This window comes from Pseudescherichia vulneris NBRC 102420, from assembly GCF_000759795.1.
GTDB classification, from domain to species: domain Bacteria; phylum Pseudomonadota; class Gammaproteobacteria; order Enterobacterales; family Enterobacteriaceae; genus Pseudescherichia; species Pseudescherichia vulneris.
Genome location: NZ_BBMZ01000008.1, coordinates 132,271 through 158,529, shown reverse-complemented (window position 1 = coordinate 158,529; position 26,259 = coordinate 132,271). Strand labels below are relative to the sequence as shown.

Sequence of the window (26,259 nt, the reverse complement as noted above, 5' to 3'; positions counted from 1 at the left end):
TATGGCTGACTTACGTCAAACAAGCGGGCCAGGCAAAAGCGTCCTGGGTATTGGGCAACGCATTATGACTATCCTTGTTGAGATGGTCGAAACGCGTTTGCGGCTGGTCGTGGTAGAACTGGAAGAAGAGAAAGCTAACGTCATCCAGATGCTCCTGATGGTGGGGCTTACCATGCTGCTGGCCGCCTTTGGCCTGATGAGCCTGATGGTTCTTATCATCTGGGCTATCGACCCTCAATACCGTCTTAACGCGATGATCGCTACCACTGTGGTTCTGCTGGTAGGCGCTATCATCGGCGGTTTCTGGACAATGCACAAGGCTCGACAATCAACGTTCCTGCGCCATACGCGTAGCGAGCTGGCTAACGATCGTTCTCTGCTGGAGGAGGATAAATAGTGAGCAGTAGTAAAGCGGAGCGTCTTAAACGCAAAGCGATGCTGCTAAGCCAGATCCAGCAGCAGCGCCTTGATTTGACCGCCAGTCGTCGCGACTGGCTAGAGACGACGGGCGCTTACGATCGTGGCTGGAACACCTTCCTCAGCCTGCGGTCGTGGCTGCTGGTGGGCAGTAGCCTGTTGGCGGTGCGCACCGTTCGCCATCCCAACATGATGCTGCGTTGGGCGAAACGCGGGTTTGCCGCGTGGAGCACCTGGCGTCTGGTTCAGACCACTCTCAAGCAGCAGCGCCTGCGTTAATCACTACTATGCACCGGCCCACGCAGTGTGTAGGCCGGTGCAAGCGTAGCGCCGCTCGGCGTGACCGCATAGCTATCAATCATATTATTTGATAAAGATTGACAGTTTTCCTTGCTAACAATCCCTCCCCGCCGCGTTTATTATCCTCTCCATCGACAGCGAACGAGCCGCATGTGCCCGCCAGCGCTGGAAAAATAACATTTTTAAGCCTTAGGGTTTTCTGGAGAGTAAAATGAAAAAATTAGAAGATGTGGGTATTCTGGTAGCGCGTATTCTGATGCCAATTCTGTTCATTACCGCTGGCTGGGGCAAAATCACCGGTTATGCCGGCACGCAGCAGTATATGGAAGCGATGGGCGTACCGGGCTTCATGCTGCCGCTGGTTATTCTGCTTGAGTTCGGCGGCGGCCTGGCGATCCTGCTTGGTTTCCTGACCCGTACCACCGCGCTGATTACAGCCGTCTTTACGCTGCTCACCGCGTTCCTGTTCCACAGCAACTTTGCTGAAGGCGTGAACTCCATCATGTTCATGAAAAACCTGACCATCGCAGGCGGCTTCCTGCTGCTGGGTATCACCGGTCCGGGCGCGTTTAGCATCGACCGCGTTCTGAATAAAAAGTGGTAAGGCTTCTATACTGAAAGCAATTCAAGGCGGGGAGAGCGAGCTCTTCCCGCTTAACCTTTTTCCGGCAGTAAGGAGAGCACCATGGGACAGCTTATTGACGGCGTCTGGCATGACGTCTGGTACGATACGAAGTCGACAGGCGGACGGTTTAAACGCTCAGAGTCCGCGTTCCGTAACTGGCTAACCGCAGACGGCGAAGCAGGCCCGACGGGCGAAGGTGGTTTTGCACCTGAGAAAGATCGCTACCATCTCTACGTCTCCCTCGCCTGCCCGTGGGCGCACCGCACGCTGATCCTGCGCACGCTGAAAGGCCTTGAGCCATTTATTGACGTGTCGGTGGTTAACCCGCTGATGCTGGAGAGCGGCTGGACCTTTGATGATAGCTTCCCTGCCGCCACCGGCGACAAGCTCTATCAGCACGATTTCCTCTATCAGCTCTATCTTCACGCCGACCCGCACTATACCGGGCGCGTCACCGTGCCGGTGCTGTGGGACAAGAAAAACCACACCATCGTCAGCAACGAATCTGCGGATATTATTCGCATGTTCAATACCGCCTTTGATGCGCACGGCGCGAAAGCAGGTGACTACTATCCGCCCGCGCTGCGGGGGCAGATTGATGAGCTGAATAGCTGGATCTACGATAACGTCAATAACGGCGTCTACAAAGCCGGGTTCGCGACCAGCCAGGAAGCCTACGATGAAGCGGTAGAGAATGTCTTCTCTTCTCTGGCACGGCTGGAGCAGATCCTCGGCCAGCATCGCTATCTCACTGGGAATCAGCTCACGGAGGCGGATATTCGCCTGTGGACGACGCTGGTGCGCTTTGACCCGGTCTACGTGACGCACTTCAAGTGCGATAAGCACCGGATCAGCGACTATCTGAACCTGCACGGTTTCCTGCGCGATATCTATCAGCTGCCGGGCATTGCCGAAACCGTCGACTTCGCCCACATTCGCAACCACTACTACCGCAGCCATAAGACCATCAACCCGACGGGGATCATCTCCATCGGACCGTGGCAGGATCTGGATGAGCCGCACGGGCGCGATATTCGCTTCGGCTAAGCTATCAGGGCACCTTCAGGGTGCCCTTTTTATTGCCTATTTCCCGGCAAAAAGCTTAGGGATCTCCCGCAGACACCAGGCCTTCGCCTCGCCCATGCTGTCGCGCCGCCAGGCCATAATGATATCCACCTCGCTGGTGGATTCCGGGCTGACTACCCGCAGACGTCCTTCGGCAATATCCTGCTCCACCAGCGGATAAGGCATGGTGGCTACCCCTAGCCCGGCCAGCAGCGCGTTGCGCTTATCCTCCAGGCTGCTTACCGTCAGGCGCGGCTGCTTGTCCAGCAGCTGTACGGTAAGCACCGGACGCTCGCGGGCGGTATCGGCCACCGCGACGCCGCGATATTTCACCCGCGTCACCTCAGAGAGCGGCTCTGGCTCCTGGTGGATCGGATGATCCGGTGCGGCGACGTAGACGTTGAGAAGCGTGTAGAGCTTGCGCGAGTTGATCTCTGACGACGAGCGGAAGTGCATATCCGGGGCGATAACGATATCCGCTCGGCCCTGCTCCAGACGCTCCCACGCCCCCGCCAGCACCTCGGTAATAATAGAGAGTTGAGTATTGGCTTTCGTTGCCAGCCTCTCTACCAGGGGGAAAAACGCGGGCGTGGGGACCAGCGCTTCGCTCACCAGCGTCAGGTGCGTCTCCCAGCCACGGGCCAGCGCCTCGGCATCGGTAGTCAGCTTGTCGGCGGCCTCCAGCAGCACGCGTCCCCGTTCCAGCAGCATGCGCCCAACGTTAGTAAATTTTGTCCGGTGCCCGGAGCGGTCGAAGAGCACCACGTCCAGCTCCTCTTCCAGCTTCTGCATGGTATAGCTCAATGCGGAAGGTACCCGGCCCAGCTCATCCGCCGCTGCCGCAAAGCTGCCGCGTCTGTCTATGGCGTCCATAACGCGCAGTGCTTCGAGCGTCAACGCTCTCTCTTTAGCCATCTCGTTCTCATTCAGGAAATTTGAACATACTGGGCAGAATATCTGGCTAACAATGCAGCGTCCATACCTTTACCATTGATTTAGTGTAAAGAGAGGTCAGAATTATGATTACTACCAGAACAGCCAAACAGTGCGGACAGGCAGATTTCGGATGGCTGCAGGCCCGTTACACCTTCTCCTTTGGACACTACTTTGATCCTAAGCTGTTGGGTTATGCCTCCCTGCGGGTGCTGAACCAGGAGGTACTGGCTCCCGGAGCGTCGTTCCAGCCGCGTACCTATCCTAAAGTGGATATTCTCAACCTGATCCTTGAGGGTGAGGCCGAGTACCGCGATAGCGAAGGCCATCATGTACAGGTGAAGGCGGGAGAAGCGCTGCTGATAGCGACCCAGCCGGGGATCAGCTACAGCGAGCATAACCTGAGCAAAGATAAGTCCCTGACGCGGATGCAGCTCTGGCTGGACGCCTGCCCTGAGCGTGAGAACGCGCCGGTGCAAAAGATGGCCATCGCGGGCCAGCAGCAGCTGCTGGCTTCCCCCGACGGGCAGGATGAGAGTATGCAGCTCCGCCAGCAGGTCTGGCTGCACCATATTGAACTGGACGAGGGTGAGCAACTCAGCTTTCAGCTCCATGGCCCGCGCGCCTACCTGCAATCCATTCACGGCAGGTTCCATGCCCTGACACCCCAGGAGGAGCAGAAGGCGCTCACCTGCGGCGACGGGGCGTTTATTCGCGACGAGGCGAATATCACGCTGGTGGCGGATACGCCGCTGCGGGCCCTGCTGGTTGACCTGCCTGTTTGACAATGAAACGCCGGGCGGCGGCTTCGCCTGACCCGGCCTACGGTTTCAGACCTTATGCGCCATAATGTCGATGATCTGCCGGTCGGTGGCCTGCATAGCATGGCAGGCCAGGGCGCAGAGGTTAGCGATCGACTGCTCGACGTCGTGCGCCACAATCCCCTCATTGCCGGTCACGGCAGTCTCGTCTAACGCCATCAGCACGGCTTTCCACGCTGACGAGACGCTGGTCGACACTTTCATCGCGCAGCTGTTGGATGCGCCATCGCAAATCATACCGCTGACGTCGCCGATCATACTGCTGATAGCCCGCGCAAGGGTGTCATAGCGTCCATCCAGTAACCACGCCATGCCTGCTGCCGCCCCCATGGCTGCCGTTGTTGCGGCGCACAGCGCGGAGAGACGCGGCAGCTGGTGGTGGATGTAGATCGCGCTAAGATGGGAGAGCATCAGCGCGCGGGCCAGCCGCTCTTCGCCCTCACCTAAAGACTCAGCCACGACCACAACCGGCAGCGTGGCGGCGATCCCCTGGTTGCCGGATCCCGAATTGCTCATTGCGGGCAGCGACGCGCCGCCCATTCGCGCGTCCGAGGCGGCGCTGGTGCGGATCACAATCGCCGAAGCGAGATCCTTTGCCAGCAGGCCGCGATCGGACTGTTTTTGCAGCGTGGTCCCGATGTGCAAGCCCCACTCCCGGGCCAAACCTTCCCGGGAGAGCGCATCGTTCAGGCGGGCCGCCTCAAGAATAAAACGGATCCGCTCGAACGGGGCCTGCTCAATGAAGGCCAAAATGTCGCGCAGCGTGGTCTGTGACAGCGCCGCCAGCGGATCCTCGCCGCACTGGCCCTCCCGATCGCAGCGCTGGAAAACGGTCTCGCCCTGCTTTTCGATCCTTACGATACGGGTATGATCGCCTTCGATCGTCACGCTGGCATCGCTATCCGCCGTATAGACGCAGGCGCGCGCATAGAGGATCGCGGCGCACGGCTCCTGTAGCCTGACGCATACCCGCCCTTCCGTAAGCATTGCTTTGGCATTTGCTATTGCCTCTGGCGATGCGGCTTTGAGTACCTCCAGCCCGGCGGCGGCATCGCCTCCGAGCGCGCCGAGGGCAGCGGCAATCGGCAGCCCCACCATGCCCGTTCCCGGCACGGTGACGCCCATACCGTTTTTCAGCAGGTTTGGCGAAACATAACACTCCACGCGCTCGACCTTGCCGGAGAGTTGCGCGGCGGCAATGGCGCTGGCCAACGCCAGCGCGACCGGTTCGGTACAGCCCAGCGCGGGTTTAACCTCCTGCTGTACGATCTCAATAAACCGATCCCAAATCGGGTTCCATTTTGCATCTGACATAATAACGTCCATCTATTTTATTAATTTAATTGCATCAGGCGAAGGCCAGCAGCGGTGAAATACAGAGCAGCAGACCGGTGATAATAATGATCTTCAGCGACAGGCCTTTGTACTTGTGCAGGGCAGGCACCTTATAGACCAGCCAGGCGGGAATTAAGCAGCCTATCAGGCCGAATATCGGGCTACAGATAGAGGTGAAGCTCAGCACCGGGGCATTAAGCACAATGGCGCTCCAGGCCAGCAAAATAGCGAAGATCATGATCCCGCCCTGGATATACTTCTCGTCAAACTGCCGGGTCGGGAATTTACGCCGCAGCAAATTCATGACGATGCCCTGGGTTGCCTCACGGAATCCGAGATAGACACCAAAGAAGGCGGTCATCACGGCAAAGATATTTAAAATCACGCTGACCACTTTTACCCAAGCGGCGCCGTCACCGCTAATAAACTGTGCGGCGATGGCCAGCGCAGAGATATTTTGCTGGTAGGCTTTTACCGCTTCATCGTGGCCCATCGCCAGGGTGAATGAGACGGCGTAGAAAAAGACGGTGATAAACAGAATGGCAAAGGCAATGTTCATTGCTCGCAAGGCTTTATAGCGAGCAACCTCAACGGATTTCTCTTTAGCACGGTAGGAGATAACCATGGGACTGAGGGTCTGGATAAACAGAATGGAGGTCAAGGTAAAAGGCAGCGTAATGATAGCGTTCTTCACCAGTAGACCAGCGGGCGGGAGCGTCCCGGCATTATAAAGGTGCCATAGTCCCACCATGCTCAGGCCTAGCGCTGCAACCACCAGCAGCTTGGTCAGCACCATCAGGCTCGATACCTTAAACAGCAGCTTCTCACCGCGCGAGGAGATGGCGACCAGAATGCAGATCAGCCCCAGGCCGTAGAAAGGGTTATCGGAGAGCAGTCCCTGGGTGACGCCAAAGGTGTGCAGGTAGGAGGCGCTGTCGTTGGTGATAGCGGTAGAGTAGACGAACATCCAGATCACCAGCATGATAAAATAGAGCACGCCTAAGAGGACGCCCCAATTTTTACCTAAATAGCCGCTAATGACGCTGGGATAATCTTTGCACTCCGGCGACTCCGCCAAGGTATTAATAAACAGTCGCTGAAAGAGATACATTGCCGGGTAGCCAATAATGGAGGAGAGCAGAAATACCCACAGCCCCATTAACCCCACCTGCACCGGTAGAAAAACAATGCCCGCACCGATGGCCATCCCGATGCTCATAATAACCCAGCCCGTATCGGTGCTGTCGAATTTAATGGCCTCGCGCCACGCCTGCTCCGTCATGCCCGCTTTTTGGGCCGCCGCTGATGTGCCTGAGATCACATCAATACTATTATCAGTGCTCATAACGCTCTCGCTTATTAGTGTAGGGACAGATTTTATTATCGATGCCGCTAATATTGCGGCTATTGGTATAAATTAATCGTAATCAGGAAGTGGGAGAAAAACTTGGCTATTACTTAATTTGAATGGGATAATTTGAGAAATACTCGCTGCGTTTGCATCTAAACTAATAAAAATATTCTAACGCGGGTGTATGTGTGAAAGGGATCACGCAGGATTATTGTCCATAGAATGCCGGGCGGCGCTGCGCTTGCCCGGCCTACAGAATATGCTCGACCGTAGGCGGTCACCGGGCAGATGAAAAGGCGGGATAGTATGGTAAATGATATCGAAAATGCGGTGACCGAGTGGTATGAAAAGACCTATAACAGCAAGCCGCTGCTTGCCAAAACCAAGCCTGCGCTAACGCCTGATACAAGCCTCTCTACGGGCAAATACCCTTGGGCACGTGAAACAGGGGATGAAATTATGAAAGACTATTTTCAACGCTTCAAGGTTGATAGTAGCCGTTTTAATTTCCTCTCATACTGGCCGTATGAAAAAGGGATTCTGCCTAACTTTCTTCGTCCGAAGTCCCAACAGATCCCAGAGGTGCAACCTAAACCGCTCACGCTTCAGATGCTGATTGAGTCAGCGAAAGCGGGCCGCTGGCTGTATGATTGATCCTAATTTGTTGTGACGTTAAAAACAAAAAACCCCGCCGAGGCGGGGTTCTGTGTAAAGAGTGAAACTGACCGATAAGCCGGGTTCTGTCGTGGACAGTCATTCATCTAGGCCAGCAATCGCTCACTGGCTCAAGCAGCCTACCCGGGTTCAGTACGGGCCGTACCTTATGAACCCCTATTTGGCCTTGCTCCGGGTGGAGTTTACCGTGCCACGGACTGTTACCAGCCGCGCGGTGCGCTCTTACCGCACCCTTTCACCCTTACCTGATCCCACTTGCGTGGGCCATCGGCGGTTTGCTCTCTGTTGCACTGGTCGTGGGCTGTGACACCCCCCAGGCGTTACCTGGCACCTTGCCCTATGGAGCCCGGACTTTCCTCCCCTCCGCCCGTCTCCCCCGAAGGAGGACGACGACGAAGCGGCGACTGTCTGGTCAGCTTCGGCGCGCAGTATAGAGGGTTTACGCCCCGCTGTCACCCCTCCGTCAACATCCCGACCCGCAGGGTGGCGGCAATGTTGCGTGAAGCACGGTAGATATTGTCGAATGCGCCACGGAAGGCCTCTTCCAGCGTGCCGATGCTGGTCAGCACGCTAAACACCGCATCGATGCCGTACTGATGAACAACGCCCACGTCATGGGTCAAGCTGCCCGCAATGCCAATCACCGGCTTATGGTATTTCTTGGCGACCTTCGCCACGCCCACGGGCACCTTGCCGTGAATACTCTGGCTGTCGATTCGACCCTCGCCGGTGACCACCAGCGTGCAGTCGTGAATATGCTCTTCCAGGTTCAGCGCCTGGGTGACGATCTCAATACCGCTGCGTAGCTCCGCGCCAAGGAAAGCCATTAGCGCTGCGCCCATACCGCCCGCCGCGCCCGCGCCGGGCACCGCTTTAACATCTACGCGCAGGGATTTTTTAATCACGTCGGCATAGTGGCTGAGGTTGTTATCCAGCTCAACGATCTGCGCGTCGGTAGCCCCTTTCTGTGGGCCAAAGATACGCGATGCGCCCTGCTCCCCCGTCAGCGGGTTGGTGACATCGCAGGCGACGCGGATAGTGCACGAGGCCAGACGCGGATCCAGCCCGCTAATATCGATGGTGTTGAGGCTCATCAGGCTGCCGCCGCCGTGGCCAATCTCGGTACCGTTGGCATCGCACAGCTTTGCGCCCAGCGCCTGAACCATGCCTGCACCGCCGTCGTTGGTGGCGCTGCCGCCGATACCAATAATGATATTGCGTGCGCCGTGCTCCAGCGCGCGCAGGATCAGCTCCCCGGTGCCGCGCGAGGTGGTAATCAACGGATTACGTAGTTCAGGAGGAACGAGAGCCAGCCCGCTCGCGGCGGCCATCTCGATAAACGCGGTGTTACCGTCGCCGGACATGCCCCATCGGGCGTCTACGCGCTCGCCCAGCGGGCCGGTCACCGACGCCGTATGCTCCGCGCCCTGGGTAGCGGCGATCATCGCCTCAACCGTGCCTTCGCCACCGTCGGCGACCGGAACGGAGACGTAGTGTGCATCCGGAAAAATTTCCCGAAATCCTTTTTCTATCGCCTGGGCTACCTCGGTAGCAGACAGGCTTTCCTTGTAAGAGTCTGGGGCGATCACGATTTTCATATCAGTAGCCTGTTACTGCACGCGGCATAGATGCCGGGCGCGTCTCCGCGCCCGTTTTTTGTTAGCGAGAGATCTCTACTTTCGCCAGTTTTTCGTAGTAGCACGCAATGGCGCTATGGTCGTCGTTGCCGTGACCGTCAGCGCGCAGCGCCTGCATCATCTCCATCACCGCGGCGGTCAGCGGCAGCTGCGCGCCCACGCCGTGAGAGGTATCCAGCGCGTTAGCCAGATCCTTGATGTGCAGATCGATACGGAAGCCCGGCTTGAAGTTACGATCCAGCACCATTGGCGCTTTCGCTTCCAGCACGGTGCTGCCGGCCAGGCCGCCACGGATTGCCTGGAATACCAGATCCGGGTTTACGCCAGCCTTGGTTGCCAGGCTCAGGGCTTCAGACATGGCGGCAATGTTCAGCGCCACGATCACCTGGTTTGCCAGCTTGGTGACGTTGCCTGCGCCGATGTCGCCGGTATGCACCACCGAGCCCGCCATCGCTTTCAGCAGGTCGTAGTATTTATCGAACAGCGCCTTGTCGCCGCCTACCATCACGGAGAGCGTGCCGTCGATCGCTTTCGGCTCGCCGCCGCTAACCGGCGCATCGAGCATCTGCACGCCTTTCGCCTTCAGCGCGTCGCTGATTTCACGGCTGGCCAGCGGTGCGATGGAGCTCATGTCGATCAGCACGGTACCCGCCTTCGCCCCTTCGATAATGCCGCCTTCGCCCAGCGCCACCTCTTTTACGTGCGGGGAGTTCGGCAGCATGGTGATGATTACATCACACTGCTCGGCAATCTCTTTTGCCGTGGAGGCAGTTTCTGCACCGGCGGCAATTACTTCAGCAATAGCCTCAGGATTACGGTCAGAAACCACCAGCGAGTAACCGGCTTTAATGAGGTTTTTACTCATTGGTTTACCCATGATGCCCAGGCCAATAAAACCAACTTTCAGTGTCATATTGCGTCTCTCTCTTCAGTTCGGTGGTGGTTATTTCTTAAATGAATCAGCTAAACGCTGGGTTCCAGCGCGGAATACGCCCAGGTCACTGCCTACGGCGACGAAGGTTGCGCCCCACTCCAGATAACGGCGCGCATCCGCCTCTACCGGCGCGAGGATGCCGCTCGGCTTACCGTGTGCTTTCGCACGGGCAAAGATGTGCTGAATGCAGCGCTGGACTTCCGGATGTGATGCGTTGCCTAAGTGACCCAGCGCGGCGGCCAGATCGCTTGGGCCAACGAAGATCCCATCCACGCCGTCGGTGGCGGCGATAGCATCAACGTTATCCACACCCTGCTGGCTCTCAATCTGTACCAGAATGGTGATGTTCTTATTCGCCTGGCCGAAGTAGTCCGGCACGGTGCCAAACATGTTGGCGCGATGGGAGACCGATACGCCGCGAATGCCTTCCGGCGGGTAGCGGGTAGAGGCCACCGCCAGCACGGCTTCCTCTTCACTCTCGACAAACGGGATCAGGAAGTTGTAGAAGCCGATATCGAGCAGGCGCTTAATGGCAATCGGATCGTTAGCCGGGGCGCGAACCACCGGCGCGCTGCTGCTGCCCTTGAGGGCCATCAGCTGCGGGATAAAGGTGGTGACATCGTTCGGCGCGTGTTCGCCGTCGAGTACCAGCCAGTCAAAGCCCGCCAGGCCCAGCACCTCGGTGCTGATTGGGCTTGCCAGCGCGGACCAGCAGCCAATCTGAATCTGATGCGCTGCCAGCGCAGCCTTGAATTTGTTTGGGAAGATATCGTTAGTCATCATCTATACCTTGAAGTAACCGTTGCTTAATTCCGCAGTTCCATACGCTTGATGTCGCCCACCACGAACAGGTAGCAGAACATCGCCATCAGGGCTGAACAGCCGACGAACACCAGAGCAGCGTTAAAGGAGTGCAGCTCGCTGACCAGGTAACCAATTACCAGCGGGGTGACAATGGAGGCCACGTTGCCAAACACGTTAAACACCCCGCCGCACAGTCCAACAATCTCTTTTGGCGCGGTATCGGAGATCACCGGCCAGCCAAGGGCACCAAACCCTTTGCCGAAGAACGCCAGCGCCATCAGCGTGACCACCAGGGTGGTGTTATCGGTGTAGTTACACAGAATGATGCTCGACGCCAGCAGCATGCCCAGGACAATAGGCAGCTTACGCGCCAGGGTGATGGTGGCGCCACGTTTGATCAGGTGATCCGAGAAGACCCCGCCCAGCACGCCGCCAGCAAAGCCGCACAGCGCCGGAATGGATGCCACCAGACCCACTTTCAGAATCGACATCCCTTTCTCCTGCACCAGGTAGATAGGGAACCAGGTGAGGAAGAACCAGGTGATGGTGTTGATAAAATACTGGCCGAAGAACACACCCAGCATCATGCGGTTGGTCAATAATTGCTTGATGTAGTGCATTTTAGGACCCGCAACGGCCGCACCCGGCTTTTTATGGTCCATATCGACCACCGCGCCGCCCTTGGTGATGTACTCCAGCTCGTTGGCGGACATGTTCGGGTGGTCGGTCGGATTATGGATAAACTTCACCCACATACCGGTCAGCACAAAGCCAATCACGCCCATCACGGTAAACACATGCTCCCAGCCCCAGGCGAAGGTCAGCCAGCCGAGCAGCGGGGAGAAGAGTGCCAGAGAGAAGTACTGGGCTGAGTTGAAAATAGCCGATGCCGTACCGCGCTCTTTGGTCGGGAACCACGCGGCAACGATGCGGGCGTTCGCCGGGAATGACGGTGCTTCAGAGAAGCCCAGCATAAAGCGCATGATGAACATCGACACGCCAGCCCAGGCCAGCGGGAAGACGTCAACAAACCCTTGCAGGAAGGTGAACAGTGACCAGAAAAAGAGGCTGTAGGTGTACACTTTCTTCGAACCGTAGCGGTCCAGCAGCCAGCCGCCGGGGATCTGCATCAGCAGGTAGGCCCAGCCGAAAGCGGAGAAGATGTAACCCATGGAGACGGCGCTGAGTTGCAGCTCTTTGGCAACTTCGGTCCCGGCGATAGAGAGGGTCGCACGGTCCGCATAGTTAATCGCCGTAACGATAAAGATAATGAGCAAGATTAAATAGCGGGTAGGCATACCCTTTTTTGACTCAACGGCAGTATCCAATATCATTTATTTATCCTCGGGTACGGTACTCTATTTTTATATTTTTATGAGGTGTATTTTCCTGATTATTTATCGATAGCAGGCAATATCAGTTAACTAACCAGATGCAATGAAAGCGTGAATCAGTATAATCAGGCCCAAACCATCTCGCATTGTATCCATGCTCAATTAACACGGTAATTTTGGCGATTATATTGAGCATATGCACAACTCTCTGGGCGCTGATCCACAGATTTAGGCATTAGCCCTGCCGCCAGGCCTGCTACAGCTATAATGAGTGATCTGGATCACATTCTTAATAGAGAACTCCTGACACTATTTATTCCATAGCAATGTTGTTTATTTCAGATAACAAGAAACACGATACTCATTTTCCCGTTTTTGTTATCCCATACCTGGCGGAGAATACTGGACAATGGCCGACATCGAAATTAGACAAGAATCACCGACGGCGTTTTATATTAAGGTTCATGAAACTGATAACGTGGCGATTATTGTCAATGACAATGGCTTACGAGCCGGGACCCGTTTCCCGGATGGGCTTGAACTGATTGAGCATATCCCCCAGGGACATAAAGTCGCGCTGGTGGATATTCCCGCGCACGGTAACATCGTCCGCTACGGGGAGGTGATCGGCTATGCGGTGCGCGATATTGCCCGAGGCAGCTGGATCGACGAATCCACCGTGGAGCTACCCACTGCGCCGCCGCTGAATACCCTGCCGCTGGCAACCAAGGTGCCGGCGCCGCTGCCCGCCCTTGAGGGATATACCTTCGAAGGCTACCGCAACGCCGACGGCAGCGTCGGTACCAAAAACCTGCTCGGGATCACCACCAGCGTGCACTGCGTCGCGGGCGTGGTGGACTACGTGGTCAAAATTATTGAGCGCGATCTGCTGCCGAAATACCCCAACGTAGACGGCGTGGTTGGCCTGAATCACCTCTACGGCTGCGGCGTGGCGATCAACGCCCCGGCGGCGGTAGTGCCTATTCGCACTATCCACAACATCGCCCTGAACCCGAACTTTGGTGGCGAAGTGATGGTGGTTGGCCTGGGCTGTGAGAAACTCCAGCCGGAGCGCCTGCTGCAGGGAACGGAAGACGTGCAGGCGATCCCCGTCGACAGCGCCAGCATCGTACGTTTGCAGGATGAGCAGCACGTCGGCTTCCGCTCGATGGTGGACGATATTCTTCAGGTTGCTGAGCGCCACCTGATCAAGCTGAATGCTCGCCAGCGCGAAACCTGCCCGGCCTCGGAGCTGGTGGTGGGGATGCAGTGCGGCGGCAGCGACGCCTTCTCTGGCGTAACGGCGAACCCGGCGGTGGGCTACGCCTCTGACCTGCTGGTTCGCTGCGGTGCGACGGTGATGTTCTCGGAGGTCACCGAGGTGCGCGATGCTATCCATCTGCTCACTCCACGCGCTATCAACGAGGAAGTGGGCAAGCGCCTGCTGGAGGAGATGGCCTGGTACGATAACTATCTCGACATGGGCAAAACCGACCGCAGCGCTAACCCCTCTCCGGGCAACAAAAAAGGCGGCCTCGCCAACGTGGTTGAGAAAGCGCTTGGCTCGATTGCCAAGTCTGGTCAGAGTGCCATCGTGGAAGTGCTCTCGCCGGGCCAGCGCCCCACTAAGCGCGGCCTGATCTACGCGGCGACGCCTGCCAGCGACTTTGTCTGTGGTACTCAGCAGGTAGCCTCCGGGATCACCGTTCAGGTGTTCACCACCGGGCGCGGTACGCCGTACGGCCTGGTGGCGGTGCCGGTTATCAAGATGGCGACCCGTACCGAGCTGGCTAACCGCTGGTACGATCTGATGGATATCAACGCCGGGACGATCGCGACCGGGGAAGAGAGCATTGAGGACGTCGGCTGGAAGCTGTTCCACTTTATCCTCGACGTCGCCAGCGGCCGCAAGAAAACCTTCTCGGATCAGTGGGGCCTGCACAACCAGCTGGCCGTGTTTAACCCGGCTCCGGTGACATGATATTTTTGCCGGGCGGCGCTGCGTTTGCCCGGCCTACTGTACGCTAGTCCATAAGACGCCAGTAGCCGCCTTTCGTTGAACCGATGCGCTCCAGCCTGCCCTGCTTTTGTAGCGTCTGGAGCTGACGTTCGACCGTGCGTGTCGTTACGCCAAATCGTGTGGCCATGTCGGCAATCGTGCTGGTCGGATGCCGACGTAGCCAGACAAGATACGCCTGCGTTTTAGGTGACAACTCAAGCACCTTTTCTTCCGACATTTCTTCCGACATTTCTTCCGACATTTTCGACGCTGAATTCAGTCCCTCTTTCAGCGCCGCTGCAATGTTTCCCAGCATAAACTCGATAAATAGGGTGCAGTCACTGGCTCGATCGCATTCGCCCAATACCTGGTAATACCGCTCCTGCTGGTAATGGATCAATGTCTCTACCGGTAGCCAGGCCATTTCGGGCCGCCAGGTGCTCAAGATCAACGTTTGCCATAGGCGCCCCATACGCCCGTTGCCGTCGGCAAAAGGGTGAATAAATTCGAACTCATAGTGGAAAACGGAGCTGGCGATTAGCGGATGCAGATCGGTACTGTCCAGCCAGTTAAGTAGTTCACCGACCAGCCGGGAAACCTGTGAGGCTGGCGGAGCCATGTGGATGAGCATCCTGTCGCGATAGATACCGACATCGTTTTGCCGGAGATTGCCGGGATTATCAACCAGCCCGGCCATGAGAATACGGTGTGCTGAAAGCAGATCGTTAAGCCGCCCTTTACCCCAGCTGGAGAGATGGTCATATGCCAAAATAGCGTTTCTGACCTCCTGAATATCTTTTGCCGGGGCCAGCACACGTTTACCGTCCATAATCGCTGTGACCTGCTCAGCGCTTAAGCTGTTATGCTCAATAGCCAGCGAAGCCTGAATAGTGCGGATCCTGTTCTCTTTACGCAGCAAAGGAGAGGCGCGCCCGGTCTGGGCAGCCCAGTGCCCAAGGAGCTCCCCTATTTCAATCACCAAATTCAGGATTGGCGGCGTAATGGTAAACGGCGGCTGATAGCGGCTCATAAACCTTACCCCAGCTGCTCCAAAGCATACTTATAGAGGGCGTTCTTCTTCACGCCGTGGATCTCGGCGGCCAGCGCGGCGGCTTTTTTCAGCGGCAGCTCGGCCTGTAGCAGCGCCAAAGTACGCAGCGCGTCGGCGGGCAGATCCTCCTCCTGGGCCTTATGCCCTTCAATAATCAACACCATCTCGCCCTTGCGGCGGTTTTCATCTTCCTTCACCCACGCCAGCAGCTCGCCGATGGGCGCGCCGTGAATCGACTCCCAGGTCTTGGTTAGCTCGCGGGCCAGCACGACATAGCGGGATTCACCCAGCACGGTGCAGATGTCCTCCAGGCTATCGAGCAGGCGGTGAGTGGACTCATAAAAAATCAGCGTGCGCGGCTCGGCCTCCAGCGCTTTTAGCGTATCGCGGCGACCTTTTGATTTGGCAGGCAAAAAGCCTTCATAACAGAAGCGATCCGACGGCAGTCCGGCGGCGCTGAGGGCGGCAATCGCGGCGCAGGGGCCAGGGAGCGGCACCACGCGGATCCCCGCCTCGCGGCAGGTGCGTACCAGGTGGTAGCCAGGATCGTTGATCAGCGGCGTCCCGGCGTCGGAAACCAGGGCAATGTTCTGCCCCTCTTTAAGCTTCGCCACCAGCGTATCTGCCTTCTGCTGCTCGTTATGATCGTGCAGAGCAAACAGGCGGGCGCTAATGGCGAAGTGCTGCAACAGCAGGCCAGTGTGCCGGGTATCCTCTGCGGCAACTAAATCAACGCTTTGCAACACGGTCAGCGCGCGCTGGGTGATATCAGCCAAATTCCCGATAGGAGTGGGTACAATATAGAGCTGACCTTGAGAATTCTCAGCCGATTCGTGTTGTTTCATTGTTTCATCCGTATTGCCGATTTAATATTGAGCATTGCGTAAAAAATATCACTGGATACAGAATGGTACAGTCAACATTTTTCCGTTTAAAAGCAGCGCGTTGTCTGCCCGTCGTGCTGGCCGCCCTGCTTTTTGCAGGCTGTGGAACACAGACGCCAGACCAGAGCAGCGCCCATATGCAGGGCACGGCGCAGGCGGACTCTGGCTTCTACCTAAGCCAGATGCAGCACAGCACAGATGATACCAAGACCAACTGGCAATTACTCGCCATTCGTGCCCTGCTGAAAGAGGGCAAAAGCCAGCAGGCAGGCGAGCTGTTTAACCAGCTGCCGCAGGAGCTGACCGATACCCAGCGTAAAGAGCAGTCGCTGCTGGCCGTCGAGCTTAAGCTGGTGCAGAAGGATTTTGCCGGTGCACAGGCGCTGCTGGCGAAGCTGAAGCCTGCCGATTTTGAGGGTAACCAGCTGGCGCGCTACTGGCAGGCACAGATTGATGCCAGCCAGGGCCGTCCGTCGCTGACGCTGCTGCGGGCCTTAATCGCCCAGGAGCCGCTGCTGGCGGCAAAGGATAAGCAGAAAAATATCGATGCCACCTGGCAGGCGCTCTCCTCCATGACGCCAGAGCAGGCGCAGGCGCTTGTGATCAATGCCGATGAGAACGTGCTGCAGGGCTGGCTCGATTTGCAGCGCGTCTGGTTCGATAACCGCACCGATCCGAATATGCTGAAGGCGGGGATTAGCGACTGGCAGACCCGCTATCCGCAAAACCCTGGCGCGAAGATGCTGCCAACGGCGCTGACCAACGTACAGAATTTTAAACCTGCCTCGACCAACAAAATCGCCCTGCTGCTGCCTCTCAACGGCCAGGCCGCGGTCTACGGTCGTGCTATCCAGCAGGGTTTTGAAGCGGCGAAAAACGGTACGCCTGCCGTGAGCGGCCCGGCCACGCCAGTCCAGGTTGCCCAGGCGGCGACGGTGGGAGACGATGAGGTGGTGAGCCCCTCGCAGGCGCCGGTGGATGAGCTGACCCAGACGCAGCCTGCTACTACACCAGTGGAAGCGCCGGTGGCTGCACCCGAAGCGACCCAGGCTCCCGCACCCGCTGACACCGCTGCGTCCGCTGAGACCGCTGCGCCCGTGAACGCCCCTGAGGCGCAGACGCAGCCTGCCGCAACGCCAGCGGCGGCCAGCGTCCCGGCGAATCCTTCTGCCGATCTGAAAATTTACGACACCAGCTCGCAGCCGCTCGACCAGATCCTCAACCAGGTCCAGCAGGATGGTGCCAGCATCGTGGTCGGCCCGCTGTTAAAAGGTAACGTTGAAGAGCTGATGCGCAGCAACACCGCCCTTAACGTACTGGCGCTGAACCAGCCGGAGTCGGTAGAGAGCCGGGCAAATATCTGCTACTTCGCCCTCTCGCCGGAAGATGAAGCCCGCGACGCCGCGCGCCACATGTGGGATCAGGGCCGCCGTGCGCCGCTGCTGCTGGTTCCGCGCAGCGCGCTGGGGGATCGGGTCACCACCGCCTTTGCCGAAGAGTGGCAGAAACTGGGCGGCGGTACCGTGCTGCAGCAAAAATTTGGCTCCACGGCTGAACTGAAGATGGGCATTAACGGCGGGTCCGGTATCGCCCTGACCGGCACCCCGGTAACCTCCAGCCTGCCGCAGCAGCAGGGCGTGACTATTGGCGGCCTGACCATCCCTGCTCCACCGACCGAGGCGCAGATCACCGGCGGCGGCAACGTCGATGCGGCCTATATCCTGGCGACGCCAAACGAGATCGCGCTTATCAAGCCGATGATTGCCATGCGCACCGGCAGCCACAGCGGTGCCGCCCTCTATGCCAGCTCACGCAGCGCGCAGGGCGGTGCAGGCCCGGACTTCCGCCTTGAGATGGAGGGGCTCCAGTTTAGCGAGATCCCGATGCTGGCAGGCAGCAACCCTGCGCTAATGCAGCAGGCGCTGCGCAGCGTTAATAGTGACTACTCACTGGCACGCCTGTATGCCATGGGCGTTGACGCCTGGGCGCTGGCTAACCACTTCGCCCAGATGCGCCAGGTCCCCGGCTTTGAGATCAGCGGCAACACCGGCGATCTCTCAGCGACGCCGGACTGCGTGATTAACAGGAAGTTATCATGGCTCAAGTACCAGCAGGGGCAGATCGTCCCGGCCAGTTAAGCCGTAAACAGACCGGCGACGCGTGGGAAGCCACGGCGCGTCGCTGGCTGGAGGGCAAAGGACTGCGCTTTATCGCCGCCAACGTGCGTTCGCGCGGCGGCGAGATTGACCTGATTATGCGTCAGGGCCCCACTACCGTGTTCGTTGAGGTACGCTACCGTAAGACAGCCCGGTACGGCGGCGCAGCGGCCAGCATCACCCGCAGCAAGCAGTTGAAACTCTTATCGGCGGCGCGTTTGTGGCTCGCCCGGCACAATGGGAGTTTTGACACTGTGGATTGCCGGTTCGATGTGATAGCCTTCACCGGAAATGATGTGGAGTGGATACAAGACGCTTTTAATGACCACTCATACTAGCTGACATTATAGGGATCACCGTGCTCGAAAGAATTAAAGTCTGCTTTACGGAAAGTATTCAAACCCAGATTGCGGCGGCGGAAGCCCTGCCGGATGCGATCTCCCGTGCAGCCATGACGCTGGTTCACTCCCTGCTTAACGGTAACAAAATCCTCTGCTGCGGCAACGGCACCTCCGCCGCCAACGCCCAGCATTTTGCTGCCAGCATGATCAATCGCTTTGAAACCGAGCGTCCGAGCCTGCCGGCGATTGCACTAAATACCGATAACGTGGTCTTAACCGCGATCGCCAACGATCGGCTGCACAATGAGATCTATGCCAAACAGGTACGTGCGCTAGGCCATGCCGGTGACGTGCTGCTGGCGATCTCTGCCCGGGGTAACAGCCGGGATATCGTGAAAGCCGTTGAGGCGGCCGTGACTCGCGATATGACCATCGTGGCCCTTACCGGCTACGACGGCGGCGAGCTGGCGGGTTTGCTGGGGCCACAGGATGTCGAAATTCGTATTCCGTCCCACCGCAGCGCACGCATCCACGAGATGCATATGTTGACGGTTAACTGCCTTTGCGATCTGATTGATAACACGCTTTTCCCTCACCAGGATGATTAAGGAGTAGACATGAAGGCATTTTCGCCCCTTGCGGTAATACTCTCCGCGCTGCTGCTTCAGGGATGTGTCGCAGCGGCCGTGGTCGGCAGCGCTGCCGTAGGCACCAAAGCAGCCACCGATCCGCGTACCGTGGGCACGCAGGTTGATGATGGAACGCTGGAGCTGCGCGTCAACAGCGCGCTGGGTAAAGATGAGCAGATTAAGAAAAGCGCACGCATTAACGTGACCGCTTACCAGGGTAAAGTCCTGCTGGTCGGCCAGGCACCCGATCCCGAACTGGCCTCACGCGCGAAGCAGATCGCGATGGGCGTCGATGGGGCAACCGAGGTCTATAACGAGATCCGTCAGGGCCAGCCGATTAGCCTGGGCACCGCCTCGTCAGATACCTGGATCACCACCAAAGTCCGCTCCCAGCTACTGGGCAGCGATCAGGTGAAATCGTCGAACGTGAAGGTGACCACCGAAAACGGTGAGGTGTTCCTGCTAGGCCTGGTGACCGAGCGTGAAGCTCGCGCCGCCGCCGATACCGCCAGCCGCGTGTCCGGCGTCAAGCACGTGACCACGGCGTTTACGTTTATTAAGTAGTGAGTTAATAACGCCCGGTGGCGCGACGCTTACCGGGCCTACAGGTCCCGTAGGCCGGATAAGCGCAGCGCCATCCGGCGTTTTTCTTACAGCAGAGCCAGCGCCCCCACAACCATCCCACTCACTGCCACCAGCCCACCGGTTAGCCACAGCGCTTTCGCCGGGAAGGATTTGCGCAGCATAATCAGCGACGGCAGGCTTACAGCCGGCAGCGTAACCAGCAGGGCCAGCGCGGGAGCCATGCCCATCCCGGCCATCATCATGGTCTGCACGATAGGAATTTCTGCCGCGGTTGGGATCACAAACAGGCAGCCGACGATAGCCATCGCCACGACCCACATCAGCGAGTTGTCGATAGCGCCATCAGCATGGGGGAAGAGCCAGACCCGCGCCGCACCCAGCAGCAGCACGGCCAGAATGTAGACCGGGATGGTGCTCCAGAACAGCGTCCATAGCGCCCGACCCCAGCGTGCCATCAATCCGCCCTGCGGCTCGGCAGCGGTAACCGTTTCAGGCAGCGGCGACGGCCGGTCGCTCTCTTTCACCCAGCGCTGCACCAGCAGGGCAACCCCAGGCACAATCGCCAGACCAGCCAGCAGACGGATCAGGGCAAAATGCCAGCCCAGCACAAAGCCCATAAACACCAGCGTTGCCGGGTTAAGCAGCGGATTGCCCATCCAGAACGCCAGCGCGCCACCCATCGATGCCTGCTGGCGGCGCAGCCCGGCGGTAACCGGCGCGGCACAGCAGGAGCACATCATGCCCGGCAGAGAGAAGAGCGTGCCAAAAAGCGTACCGCCCACGCGCCGCTGGCCCAGGGTGCGCAGCAGCCAGTCGCGGGGAATAAGCACCTGCACCAGCGAGCCGAGCAGCACGCCCAGCACCGCAGCTTTCCAGACGGCGAGGAAGTAGACCATGGCATAGTCGAGCGCGGCCCGGAACGGGTTCGCCTCGGCGTTAGCCAGAATGGATTTGCCGATGTTGTGGGTTTCAGCGGCGGTAAAGGCTTTGCCGTAATAGGGCTGCCATTTCACATACCAGAGCCCAACGATAACAACGAGAAAAAAGAGCGCGGGCTTCCACCATTGGACAGGTGTTGCCGCCTGAGATGAAGACTGACCAGTCATTGCATTCCCCGGAAAGATGTATGGATTATTATTAGCCGGAAGATACTACGCCTGACTGGACACTTTTGGAAACAGTTAATTCTCCTCCCCAATGGCAATCGCATGCAGCTGTTCGGAGGTCAAAATAGTCACCCTCTCGCGGCAAGGAGAGAACGCCGTCAGCAGCATGGCGCGCGCCACGTCGCGAGCCTCAATGGATTTCCACTTGCCGGGCAGCAGGTGCATCATCGGGCCAATCAGCGACTCGCCAAACCGCTGCTTCGCCCTGCGGCCCAGCAGCATCGCCGGACGCGCCAGAGTCAGGCGCGGCCAATCCTGCGCCATTAACGCCTCCTCCATCTTGCCCTTCACCCGGTTATAGAAAAAGGGCGAGCCGGCATTGGCTCCCATCGCGCTGACCACCAGCATATGCTTCGCCCCGAGCCGCAGCCCAGCCAGCGCGGTGTCCACCACGAGGGTGTAATCGGCGTGGATAAACGCCTCTTTGCTGCCCGCTTCCCGACGGGTCGTACCGAGGCAGCAGAAGACAATATCGATAGGATCGTTGACCTGCGCCAGCGCGTCGGTGAGCTGGCGATCGCAGGGGTTAAAGACCCCCGGCATGCCCAGCAGAGGCCGACGCGTCGGGGCGGCAATATAGTTAACCCGCGGCTCCTGAATGAGCATACGCAGCAGGTGTGAGCCCACCAGTCCGGTCGCTCCAGTAATCAGTACCTGACTCATCTCGCCCCCTTTGCAGATTAGTCCGCCTTGCAATGTGAGATCGCTGAACCACACTTATTCATACGTCATTATTAACGATAGATGGCGAAATAACCCATCCAGAGCGAAAACAATGGAGGAAACATGGGCAAGAAAATCGCAGTCTTGATCACTGATGACTTTGAAGATTCAGAATTCACGTCCCCGGCCGAGGCCTACCGTAAAGCGGGCCACGAGGTGATCACCATTGAGAAAGAAGCCGGGAAAACCGTGAAGGGGAAACAGGGCGAAGCCAGCATCACCATCGATAAGTCGATTGATGAGGTGTCGCCGGACGAGTTTGATGCCCTACTGCTGCCGGGCGGCCACTCGCCAGACTCCCTACGCGGTGACGATCGCTTTGTCTCCTTTACCCGCGACTTCGTGAACTCCGGTAAGCCGGTATTTGCTATCTGCCACGGCCCGCAGCTGCTGATCAGCGCGGAAGTGGTGCGCGGACGCAAGCTGACGGCGGTGAAACCGATCGTTATCGATCTGAAAAACGCTGGCGTAGAGTTCTACGATCAGGAAGTGGTAAATGATAACGATCAGCTGATCACCAGCCGTACGCCAGACGATCTGCCCGCATTTAACCGGGAGACGCTGCGCCTACTGGGAGCCTGATCCCCGTAGCCAGTGAAGCTTTTTACCAAAGCCCAGGGTGTTGTCGGTAAACTTAATTTCGTCCAGGGAAATTTCCCATACCGGGGCCGACAACGCTCTGGCAACCGGAAAGCGACGGTTATAGCGCTCGCGCGCAGCCTCGCTTTCCGCCCCCTCCAGACGCCGGATCTCCCCTTTAAACTGCACGCCACGGATCAGCGCCACCGTCTTCGGCTGGCCATTAACCGTGCCTGCAACCGGGGCGCGAGGCCCGCTCATCTGCGCATGCCGGGTGCGATCCTCACTCATCACGTAGAAGGCGACTTTCTGCGGATCGTAGTGATAGAAGGCGTTAGCACACCAGAGCTCGCCTTCGCTGGCGACGCACCAGGTCACCACGTGCTGCTTTGCGAGCCAGCGATGAATGGCGGCGAGAGTTTCCATTTTTTACCTACCTCATGCTAAGGTGCGCTCACCTTATCCTGTTAAAACACGCTATGACGCCCTGGTTTCTCTATCTTATCCGTACCGCCGACGATGCGCTCTATACCGGCATCACCACCGATGTGACTCGCCGCTTTACCCAGCATCAGACGGGCAAAGGGGCCAAAGCGCTGCGCGGCAAAGGCGAGCTGCGGCTGGCCTTTTCGGCACAAGTAGGTGAGCGTTCACTAGCGTTGAAAATTGAGTACCGTATTAAGCAGCTAACGAAGCGCCAAAAAGAGCGCCTCGTTGCCGGGGATGGATCGTTTGATACGCTGCTGGCGGCATTACAGCCCGAGGCGCTTAAATTCGATTGAAGTGTTCGTGGTACTCCACCAGACCATGCACGCCGTTTAAGGCATCATCCGCCAGGCGATGCACCTGAAACGCGCTCTCGCTGCCCGGCCAGCGGCAGTGAAGATCGTAGCGTGCCGCCTGCTCAAAGCCGAGACGCTGATAGAAATCTGCCTCACCCAGCGCAACCACGGCGGCATAGCCAAACTCATTGAGTGAGTCCAGCCCCTCATAGACCAGCTGACGCGCCAGCCCCTGACCGCGATAGTGTTCATCTACCGCCAGCGGCGCAAGGCCAACCCACTGCAAATCTTCACCCTCAACGTCTACCGGACTAAAGGCAACGTAGCCAATAACCTGACCTTCATCATCGGTGGCGACAAGCCCTAACGTAATCAGCCCGTCCTCCCGCAGGGAGTGGACCAGGTTAGCTTCGCTCTCCCCGCCGAATGCGCGACGAAGAAGGGCATCAATGCCTGGCGCATCGATAGGTATTTCAACTCGAATCAGCATGGCTCACCTACAGAAATTGGTTTGGTCGCAGGCGGGGCTTGCAGGCCAGCCTCGACGAACTCCGCCAGTTGCAGCAGCATAACGCGCAGCGGTTTGGGCATCTGCTCCAGTTCAATGGCGTCCATCAGGTTCTTAACATATAACCCCAGTTCGGTATCGCCCTCAATCACCAGCCGGCGCTGGAAGAATAGCGTGTCAGGATCCTGCTTGCGCGCGGCGATCATCAGCAGGTCGCTGGCATCGGCACTAAAGCTGACGTCGGCAGCAGCAGACTCACGCACAATTAACTGCTCATTCTCAACGGATGTAAACCACCTGAGGCCAATATCGCGTACTTCAATGCTCAACCAGCGGCCCTCCAGGAATTCCAGCTCGCCATCCGCCAGCGCCTGCTGGAACTGCCAGCGCAGAAGCTGCTCCAGCACCTGACGTTTAAGCGCGAAAGGCGCGAGCTTTACCGGCACGCTCAGCAGAGACGGCGCGGCATGAACGAGACGTGAGCGCAGTATATCCAACACAAGCTTTACTCCCTGATATGAAAAGTCTGGCTATTCTGCCATAACCTCAAATCCACATAGCGGCATAAATCAACAATTGCGAAGATGGAACTACCCCTTATTCCTCCCATCAATACGCGATTAGCTGCCTTAAATCAAAAATTGTCGCCGAAGGGTTAACTAAAATCCCAGCTCGTTAACAATTTTGCACCTAATCGGTGCGCGGGCCATCTGGCCCCTGACCTGGGATACACTATGGAGTTGCTCTGCCCGGCCGGAAATCTACCGGCGTTGAAGGCGGCTATCGAAAACGGTGCCGACGCTGTTTATATAGGCCTGAAGGATGATACCAACGCCCGCCATTTTGCGGGTCTCAACTTCACGGAGAAGAAGCTGCAGGAAGCGGTAAGCTTTGTCCATCAGCGGCGCAAAAAGCTGCATATTGCGATCAATACCTTTGCGCATCCCGACGGCTACGCACGCTGGCAGCGGGCGGTGGATATGGCCGCTCAGCTGGGGGCTGACGCGCTGATCCTCGCCGATCTGGCGATGCTGGAGTATGCCGCCGAGCGCTACCCGCATATTGAGCGCCACGTTTCGGTGCAGGCTTCGGCCACCAACGACGAGGCGATCCGCTTCTATCACCGCCACTTTGACGTCGCCCGCGTGGTGCTGCCCCGCGTGCTGTCCATTCACCAGGTGAAACAGCTGGCCCGCACCTCGCCGGTGCCGCTGGAGGTCTTTGCCTTTGGCAGCCTGTGCATTATGGCCGAGGGGCGCTGCTATCTCTCATCCTATTTAACCGGCGAGTCCCCGAACACCGTGGGGGCCTGCTCCCCTGCCCGCTTTGTCCGTTGGCAGCAGACTCCGCAGGGGCTGGAGTCGCGTCTTAATGAGGTGTTGATTGACCGCTATCAGGAGGATGAGAACGCGGGCTATCCGACGCTGTGCAAAGGCCGCTACCACGTCGATGGCGAGCGCTACCACGCCCTGGAGGAGCCTACCAGCCTAAATACGCTGGAGCTGCTGCCCGAACTTCTGGCAGCGAATATCGCCTCGGTAAAAATCGAAGGTCGTCAGCGCAGCCCAGCCTACGTCAGCCAGGTGGCAAAGGTGTGGCGTCAGGCCATCGACCGCTGCATGGCCGCGCCAGAACGCTACGTTCCGCAACCGGCGTGGATGGAGACCCTCGGCGCGATGTCTGAAGGCACGCAGACCACCCTTGGCGCATATCACCGTAAATGGCAGTGAGAGACAAGATGAAATATTCATTAGGACCGGTGCTCTACTACTGGTCAAAAGAGACGCTGGAGGATTTTTACCAGCAGGCAGCCAGCAGCAGCGCCGATACCATTTACCTGGGCGAAGCCGTGTGCAGCAAGCGCCGGGCCACGAAAGTCGGCGACTGGCTGGCAATGGCAAAATCCCTTGCGGGAAGTGGTAAACAGGTGGTGCTCTCAACCCTGGCGCTGGTGCAGGCCGCCTCCGAACTGGGGGAGCTGAAGCGCTACGTGGAGAACGGCGACTTTCTGCTGGAGGCGAGCGATCTTGGCGTGGTGAACATGTGCGCCGAACGTAAGCTGCCCTTCGTCGCCGGGCATGCCCTGAACTGCTATAACGCGGTTACCCTCCGTCTGCTGCTGAAGCAGGGCATGGTGCGCTGGTGCATGCCGGTGGAGCTGTCTCGCGACTGGCTGGCGAACCTGCTTAATCAGTGCGATGAACTTGGCATCCGCGAGCAGTTTGAGGTGGAGGTGTTGAGTTACGGGCATCTGCCGCTGGCCTACTCTGCCCGCTGCTTTACCGCCCGCTCCGAGGATCGCCCTAAGGACGAGTGCGAAACCTGCTGCATTAAGTACCCCACCGGGCGCAACGTGCTCTCTCAGGAGAACCAGCAGGTGTTTGTCCTCAACGGCATCCAGACCATGAGCGGCTATGTCTATAACCTCGGCAACGAGCTAACCTCGATGCAGGGGCTGGTGGATATGGTGCGCCTCTCGCCGCTGGGAACGGAGACCTTTGCCATGCTCGACGCCTTCCGCGCCAATGAAAACGGCGGCGCGCCGCTGCCCCTGACGGCGAATAGCGACTGCAACGGCTACTGGAAGCGCCTCGCTGGCCTTGAGCTGGTTTGAAAAAAAGCTCA

The 26,259-nt window shown here is 58.2% G+C and carries 29 protein-coding genes and 1 other RNA gene; 15 read left to right on the top strand and 15 right to left on the bottom strand.

From position 1 onward, the window contains the following. The first annotated feature begins 1 nt into the window (after nt 1). From EV102420_RS06600 to EV102420_RS06585, 4 genes are all read left to right on the top strand, one after another. Nucleotides 2-397 (top strand): phage holin family protein, encoded by a 396-nt coding sequence (locus tag EV102420_RS06600; RefSeq protein ID WP_042390219.1) that lies wholly within the window; start codon nt 2-4, stop codon nt 395-397. A gap of 38 nt (nt 398-435) precedes the next feature. Continuing rightward, on the top strand, nt 436-696 hold the full coding sequence (locus EV102420_RS06595; RefSeq protein ID WP_042390679.1) for a YqjK-like family protein: 261 nt from the start codon (nt 436-438) through the stop codon (nt 694-696). 232 nt (nt 697-928) lie between these two features. Next, a complete protein-coding gene (locus EV102420_RS06590; protein ID WP_042390217.1) occupies nt 929-1,321 on the top strand; it encodes a DoxX family protein in 393 nt (130 codons plus the stop codon). A gap of 81 nt (nt 1,322-1,402) precedes the next feature. Further along, nucleotides 1,403-2,389 (top strand): glutathione S-transferase family protein, encoded by a 987-nt coding sequence (locus tag EV102420_RS06585; RefSeq protein ID WP_042390215.1) that lies wholly within the window; start codon nt 1,403-1,405, stop codon nt 2,387-2,389. 36 nt (nt 2,390-2,425) lie between these two features. On the opposite strand, the gene yhaJ is transcribed toward EV102420_RS06585, so the two are convergent. Beyond that, nucleotides 2,426-3,322, bottom strand: coding sequence for a DNA-binding transcriptional regulator YhaJ (gene yhaJ, locus EV102420_RS06580; RefSeq protein WP_042390213.1), 897 nt, complete (start codon nt 3,320-3,322; stop codon nt 2,426-2,428). A 104-nt stretch (nt 3,323-3,426) separates the two neighbouring features. Here yhaJ and EV102420_RS06575 point away from each other — a divergent pair, with 104 nt between their 5' ends. Continuing rightward, on the top strand, nt 3,427-4,125 hold the full coding sequence (locus EV102420_RS06575) for a pirin family protein (RefSeq protein WP_042390211.1): 699 nt from the start codon (nt 3,427-3,429) through the stop codon (nt 4,123-4,125). 45 nt (nt 4,126-4,170) lie between these two features. Here the strand turns inward: EV102420_RS06575 and EV102420_RS06570 are convergent, their stop codons facing one another. Both EV102420_RS06570 and EV102420_RS06565 read right to left on the bottom strand, forming a co-directional pair. Further along, the gene (locus EV102420_RS06570) at nt 4,171-5,475 is read right to left on the bottom strand and encodes an L-cysteine desulfidase family protein (RefSeq protein ID WP_042390209.1); all 1,305 of its coding nucleotides are present in this window, start codon (nt 5,473-5,475) and stop codon (nt 4,171-4,173) included. Between the two features lie 34 nt (nt 5,476-5,509). Then, nucleotides 5,510-6,841 (bottom strand): SLC5/6 family protein, encoded by a 1,332-nt coding sequence (locus tag EV102420_RS06565; protein WP_042390208.1) that lies wholly within the window; start codon nt 6,839-6,841, stop codon nt 5,510-5,512. 312 nt (nt 6,842-7,153) lie between these two features. On the opposite strand from EV102420_RS06565, the gene EV102420_RS06560 reads away from it, so the two are divergent. Beyond that, a complete protein-coding gene (locus EV102420_RS06560) occupies nt 7,154-7,501 on the top strand; it encodes a DUF1493 family protein (protein ID WP_042390206.1) in 348 nt (115 codons plus the stop codon). 59 nt (nt 7,502-7,560) lie between these two features. Here the strand turns inward: EV102420_RS06560 and rnpB are convergent. From rnpB to EV102420_RS06540, 5 genes are all read right to left on the bottom strand, one after another. Further along, nucleotides 7,561-7,942: RNase P RNA component class A (gene rnpB, locus EV102420_RS20870), an RNA gene on the bottom strand. 32 nt (nt 7,943-7,974) lie between these two features. After that, nucleotides 7,975-9,120: a glycerate 2-kinase gene (gene garK, locus EV102420_RS06555; protein WP_042390204.1), complete on the bottom strand. Its 1,146-nt coding sequence runs from the start codon at nt 9,118-9,120 to the stop codon at nt 7,975-7,977. Between the two features lie 61 nt (nt 9,121-9,181). Then, complete coding sequence (garR, locus tag EV102420_RS06550) at nt 9,182-10,072, bottom strand: 2-hydroxy-3-oxopropionate reductase (protein WP_042390203.1); 891 nt, start codon at nt 10,070-10,072, stop codon at nt 9,182-9,184. A gap of 30 nt (nt 10,073-10,102) precedes the next feature. Then, nucleotides 10,103-10,873: a 2-dehydro-3-deoxyglucarate aldolase gene (gene garL, locus EV102420_RS06545; RefSeq protein WP_042390201.1), complete on the bottom strand. Its 771-nt coding sequence runs from the start codon at nt 10,871-10,873 to the stop codon at nt 10,103-10,105. 26 nt (nt 10,874-10,899) lie between these two features. Next, complete coding sequence (locus tag EV102420_RS06540; RefSeq protein ID WP_042390199.1) at nt 10,900-12,231, bottom strand: MFS transporter; 1,332 nt, start codon at nt 12,229-12,231, stop codon at nt 10,900-10,902. A gap of 409 nt (nt 12,232-12,640) precedes the next feature. Between EV102420_RS06540 and garD the strand changes: the two genes are divergently transcribed. After that, the gene (gene garD, locus EV102420_RS06535; RefSeq protein ID WP_042390197.1) at nt 12,641-14,212 is read left to right on the top strand and encodes a galactarate dehydratase; all 1,572 of its coding nucleotides are present in this window, start codon (nt 12,641-12,643) and stop codon (nt 14,210-14,212) included. Nucleotides 14,213-14,255: 43 nt separating this feature from the next. Here the strand turns inward: garD and EV102420_RS06530 are convergent, their stop codons facing one another. Further along, a complete protein-coding gene (locus EV102420_RS06530; protein WP_042390196.1) occupies nt 14,256-15,260 on the bottom strand; it encodes a Fic family protein in 1,005 nt (334 codons plus the stop codon). 5 nt (nt 15,261-15,265) lie between these two features. Then, entirely contained in the window at nt 15,266-16,126 is an 861-nt protein-coding gene (gene rsmI, locus EV102420_RS06525; RefSeq protein ID WP_042390195.1) for a 16S rRNA (cytidine(1402)-2'-O)-methyltransferase, read from the bottom strand. Between the two features lie 62 nt (nt 16,127-16,188). Here rsmI and EV102420_RS06520 point away from each other — a divergent pair, with 62 nt between their 5' ends. The 4 genes from EV102420_RS06520 to dolP are packed head-to-tail and all read left to right on the top strand — an operon-like array spanning nt 16,189 to nt 19,855. Beyond that, nucleotides 16,189-18,303, top strand: coding sequence for a penicillin-binding protein activator (locus EV102420_RS06520; RefSeq protein ID WP_042390193.1), 2,115 nt, complete (start codon nt 16,189-16,191; stop codon nt 18,301-18,303). Beyond that, nucleotides 18,261-18,659 carry a YraN family protein gene (locus EV102420_RS06515; RefSeq protein WP_042390191.1) on the top strand — a complete coding sequence of 133 codons (399 nt, stop codon included), beginning with the start codon at nt 18,261-18,263 and terminating at the stop codon, nt 18,657-18,659. Before EV102420_RS06520 ends, EV102420_RS06515 begins: the two co-directional genes overlap by 43 nt. 20 nt (nt 18,660-18,679) lie before the next feature. Beyond that, a complete protein-coding gene (diaA, locus tag EV102420_RS06510; protein ID WP_042390190.1) occupies nt 18,680-19,270 on the top strand; it encodes a DnaA initiator-associating protein DiaA in 591 nt (196 codons plus the stop codon). A 9-nt stretch (nt 19,271-19,279) separates the two neighbouring features. Continuing rightward, a complete protein-coding gene (gene dolP, locus EV102420_RS06505) occupies nt 19,280-19,855 on the top strand; it encodes a division/outer membrane stress-associated lipid-binding lipoprotein (protein ID WP_042390188.1) in 576 nt (191 codons plus the stop codon). Nucleotides 19,856-19,941: 86 nt separating this feature from the next. Here dolP and EV102420_RS06500 read toward each other — a convergent pair whose 3' ends face one another. After that, nucleotides 19,942-20,982: a permease gene (locus EV102420_RS06500; protein WP_042390187.1), complete on the bottom strand. Its 1,041-nt coding sequence runs from the start codon at nt 20,980-20,982 to the stop codon at nt 19,942-19,944. Between the two features lie 75 nt (nt 20,983-21,057). Further along, nucleotides 21,058-21,705 carry an NAD-dependent epimerase/dehydratase family protein gene (locus tag EV102420_RS06495; protein WP_042390186.1) on the bottom strand — a complete coding sequence of 216 codons (648 nt, stop codon included), beginning with the start codon at nt 21,703-21,705 and terminating at the stop codon, nt 21,058-21,060. A 123-nt stretch (nt 21,706-21,828) separates the two neighbouring features. Here EV102420_RS06495 and EV102420_RS06490 point away from each other — a divergent pair, with 123 nt between their 5' ends. Continuing rightward, nucleotides 21,829-22,347 carry a type 1 glutamine amidotransferase domain-containing protein gene (locus tag EV102420_RS06490; protein ID WP_042390184.1) on the top strand — a complete coding sequence of 173 codons (519 nt, stop codon included), beginning with the start codon at nt 21,829-21,831 and terminating at the stop codon, nt 22,345-22,347. Here the strand turns inward: EV102420_RS06490 and EV102420_RS06485 are convergent. Then, nucleotides 22,333-22,770, bottom strand: a complete 438-nt coding sequence (locus EV102420_RS06485) for a YhbP family protein (RefSeq protein ID WP_042390182.1) — start codon at nt 22,768-22,770, stop codon at nt 22,333-22,335. The genes EV102420_RS06490 and EV102420_RS06485 overlap by 15 nt on opposite strands. A gap of 38 nt (nt 22,771-22,808) precedes the next feature. Between EV102420_RS06485 and EV102420_RS06480 the strand changes: the two genes are divergently transcribed. Continuing rightward, nucleotides 22,809-23,126 carry a GIY-YIG nuclease family protein gene (locus tag EV102420_RS06480; protein ID WP_106403909.1) on the top strand — a complete coding sequence of 106 codons (318 nt, stop codon included), beginning with the start codon at nt 22,809-22,811 and terminating at the stop codon, nt 23,124-23,126. Here EV102420_RS06480 and EV102420_RS06475 read toward each other — a convergent pair. Both EV102420_RS06475 and ubiT read right to left on the bottom strand, forming a co-directional pair. Next, on the bottom strand, nt 23,113-23,616 hold the full coding sequence (locus tag EV102420_RS06475; RefSeq protein ID WP_042390178.1) for a GNAT family N-acetyltransferase: 504 nt from the start codon (nt 23,614-23,616) through the stop codon (nt 23,113-23,115). The genes EV102420_RS06480 and EV102420_RS06475 overlap by 14 nt on opposite strands. Further along, complete coding sequence (gene ubiT, locus EV102420_RS06470) at nt 23,610-24,134, bottom strand: ubiquinone anaerobic biosynthesis accessory factor UbiT (RefSeq protein ID WP_042390174.1); 525 nt, start codon at nt 24,132-24,134, stop codon at nt 23,610-23,612. Before ubiT ends, EV102420_RS06475 begins: the two co-directional genes overlap by 7 nt. Nucleotides 24,135-24,368: 234 nt before the next feature. Here ubiT and ubiU point away from each other — a divergent pair, with 234 nt between their 5' ends. Next, complete coding sequence (ubiU, locus tag EV102420_RS06465) at nt 24,369-25,364, top strand: ubiquinone anaerobic biosynthesis protein UbiU (protein ID WP_042390173.1); 996 nt, start codon at nt 24,369-24,371, stop codon at nt 25,362-25,364. Between the two features lie 8 nt (nt 25,365-25,372). Further along, nucleotides 25,373-26,248: a U32 family peptidase gene (locus tag EV102420_RS06460; protein WP_419721325.1), complete on the top strand. Its 876-nt coding sequence runs from the start codon at nt 25,373-25,375 to the stop codon at nt 26,246-26,248. Nucleotides 26,249-26,259: the final 11 nt, after the last annotated feature.

What these genes read in the sequence shown, in the direction of transcription:
- EV102420_RS06590 (WP_042390217.1), top strand. Translation starts at nt 929, where the DNA reads ATGAAAAAATTAGAAGATGTGGGTATTCTGGTAGCGCGTATTCTGATG.
- EV102420_RS06495 (WP_042390186.1), bottom strand. Translation starts at nt 21,705, where the DNA reads ATGAGTCAGGTACTGATTACTGGAGCGACCGGACTGGTGGGCTCACAC.
- EV102420_RS06530 (WP_042390196.1), bottom strand. Translation starts at nt 15,260, where the DNA reads ATGAGCCGCTATCAGCCGCCGTTTACCATTACGCCGCCAATCCTGAAT.
- dolP (WP_042390188.1), top strand. Translation starts at nt 19,280, where the DNA reads ATGAAGGCATTTTCGCCCCTTGCGGTAATACTCTCCGCGCTGCTGCTT.
- EV102420_RS06575 (WP_042390211.1), top strand. Translation starts at nt 3,427, where the DNA reads ATGATTACTACCAGAACAGCCAAACAGTGCGGACAGGCAGATTTCGGA.
- EV102420_RS06560 (WP_042390206.1), top strand. Translation starts at nt 7,154, where the DNA reads ATGGTAAATGATATCGAAAATGCGGTGACCGAGTGGTATGAAAAGACC.
- rsmI (WP_042390195.1), bottom strand. Translation starts at nt 16,126, where the DNA reads ATGAAACAACACGAATCGGCTGAGAATTCTCAAGGTCAGCTCTATATT.
- EV102420_RS06485 (WP_042390182.1), bottom strand. Translation starts at nt 22,770, where the DNA reads ATGGAAACTCTCGCCGCCATTCATCGCTGGCTCGCAAAGCAGCACGTG.
- garR (WP_042390203.1), bottom strand. Translation starts at nt 10,072, where the DNA reads ATGACACTGAAAGTTGGTTTTATTGGCCTGGGCATCATGGGTAAACCA.
- EV102420_RS06595 (WP_042390679.1), top strand. Translation starts at nt 436, where the DNA reads ATGCTGCTAAGCCAGATCCAGCAGCAGCGCCTTGATTTGACCGCCAGT.
- EV102420_RS06490 (WP_042390184.1), top strand. Translation starts at nt 21,829, where the DNA reads ATGGGCAAGAAAATCGCAGTCTTGATCACTGATGACTTTGAAGATTCA.
- EV102420_RS06515 (WP_042390191.1), top strand. Translation starts at nt 18,261, where the DNA reads ATGGCTCAAGTACCAGCAGGGGCAGATCGTCCCGGCCAGTTAAGCCGT.
- garL (WP_042390201.1), bottom strand. Translation starts at nt 10,873, where the DNA reads ATGACTAACGATATCTTCCCAAACAAATTCAAGGCTGCGCTGGCAGCG.
- garK (WP_042390204.1), bottom strand. Translation starts at nt 9,120, where the DNA reads ATGAAAATCGTGATCGCCCCAGACTCTTACAAGGAAAGCCTGTCTGCT.
- EV102420_RS06500 (WP_042390187.1), bottom strand. Translation starts at nt 20,982, where the DNA reads ATGACTGGTCAGTCTTCATCTCAGGCGGCAACACCTGTCCAATGGTGG.
- ubiU (WP_042390173.1), top strand. Translation starts at nt 24,369, where the DNA reads ATGGAGTTGCTCTGCCCGGCCGGAAATCTACCGGCGTTGAAGGCGGCT.
- EV102420_RS06565 (WP_042390208.1), bottom strand. Translation starts at nt 6,841, where the DNA reads ATGAGCACTGATAATAGTATTGATGTGATCTCAGGCACATCAGCGGCG.
- EV102420_RS06460 (WP_419721325.1), top strand. Translation starts at nt 25,373, where the DNA reads ATGAAATATTCATTAGGACCGGTGCTCTACTACTGGTCAAAAGAGACG.
- EV102420_RS06585 (WP_042390215.1), top strand. Translation starts at nt 1,403, where the DNA reads ATGGGACAGCTTATTGACGGCGTCTGGCATGACGTCTGGTACGATACG.
- garD (WP_042390197.1), top strand. Translation starts at nt 12,641, where the DNA reads ATGGCCGACATCGAAATTAGACAAGAATCACCGACGGCGTTTTATATT.
- EV102420_RS06540 (WP_042390199.1), bottom strand. Translation starts at nt 12,231, where the DNA reads ATGATATTGGATACTGCCGTTGAGTCAAAAAAGGGTATGCCTACCCGC.
- EV102420_RS06570 (WP_042390209.1), bottom strand. Translation starts at nt 5,475, where the DNA reads ATGTCAGATGCAAAATGGAACCCGATTTGGGATCGGTTTATTGAGATC.
- EV102420_RS06520 (WP_042390193.1), top strand. Translation starts at nt 16,189, where the DNA reads ATGGTACAGTCAACATTTTTCCGTTTAAAAGCAGCGCGTTGTCTGCCC.
- EV102420_RS06475 (WP_042390178.1), bottom strand. Translation starts at nt 23,616, where the DNA reads ATGCTGATTCGAGTTGAAATACCTATCGATGCGCCAGGCATTGATGCC.
- yhaJ (WP_042390213.1), bottom strand. Translation starts at nt 3,322, where the DNA reads ATGGCTAAAGAGAGAGCGTTGACGCTCGAAGCACTGCGCGTTATGGAC.
- EV102420_RS06600 (WP_042390219.1), top strand. Translation starts at nt 2, where the DNA reads ATGGCTGACTTACGTCAAACAAGCGGGCCAGGCAAAAGCGTCCTGGGT.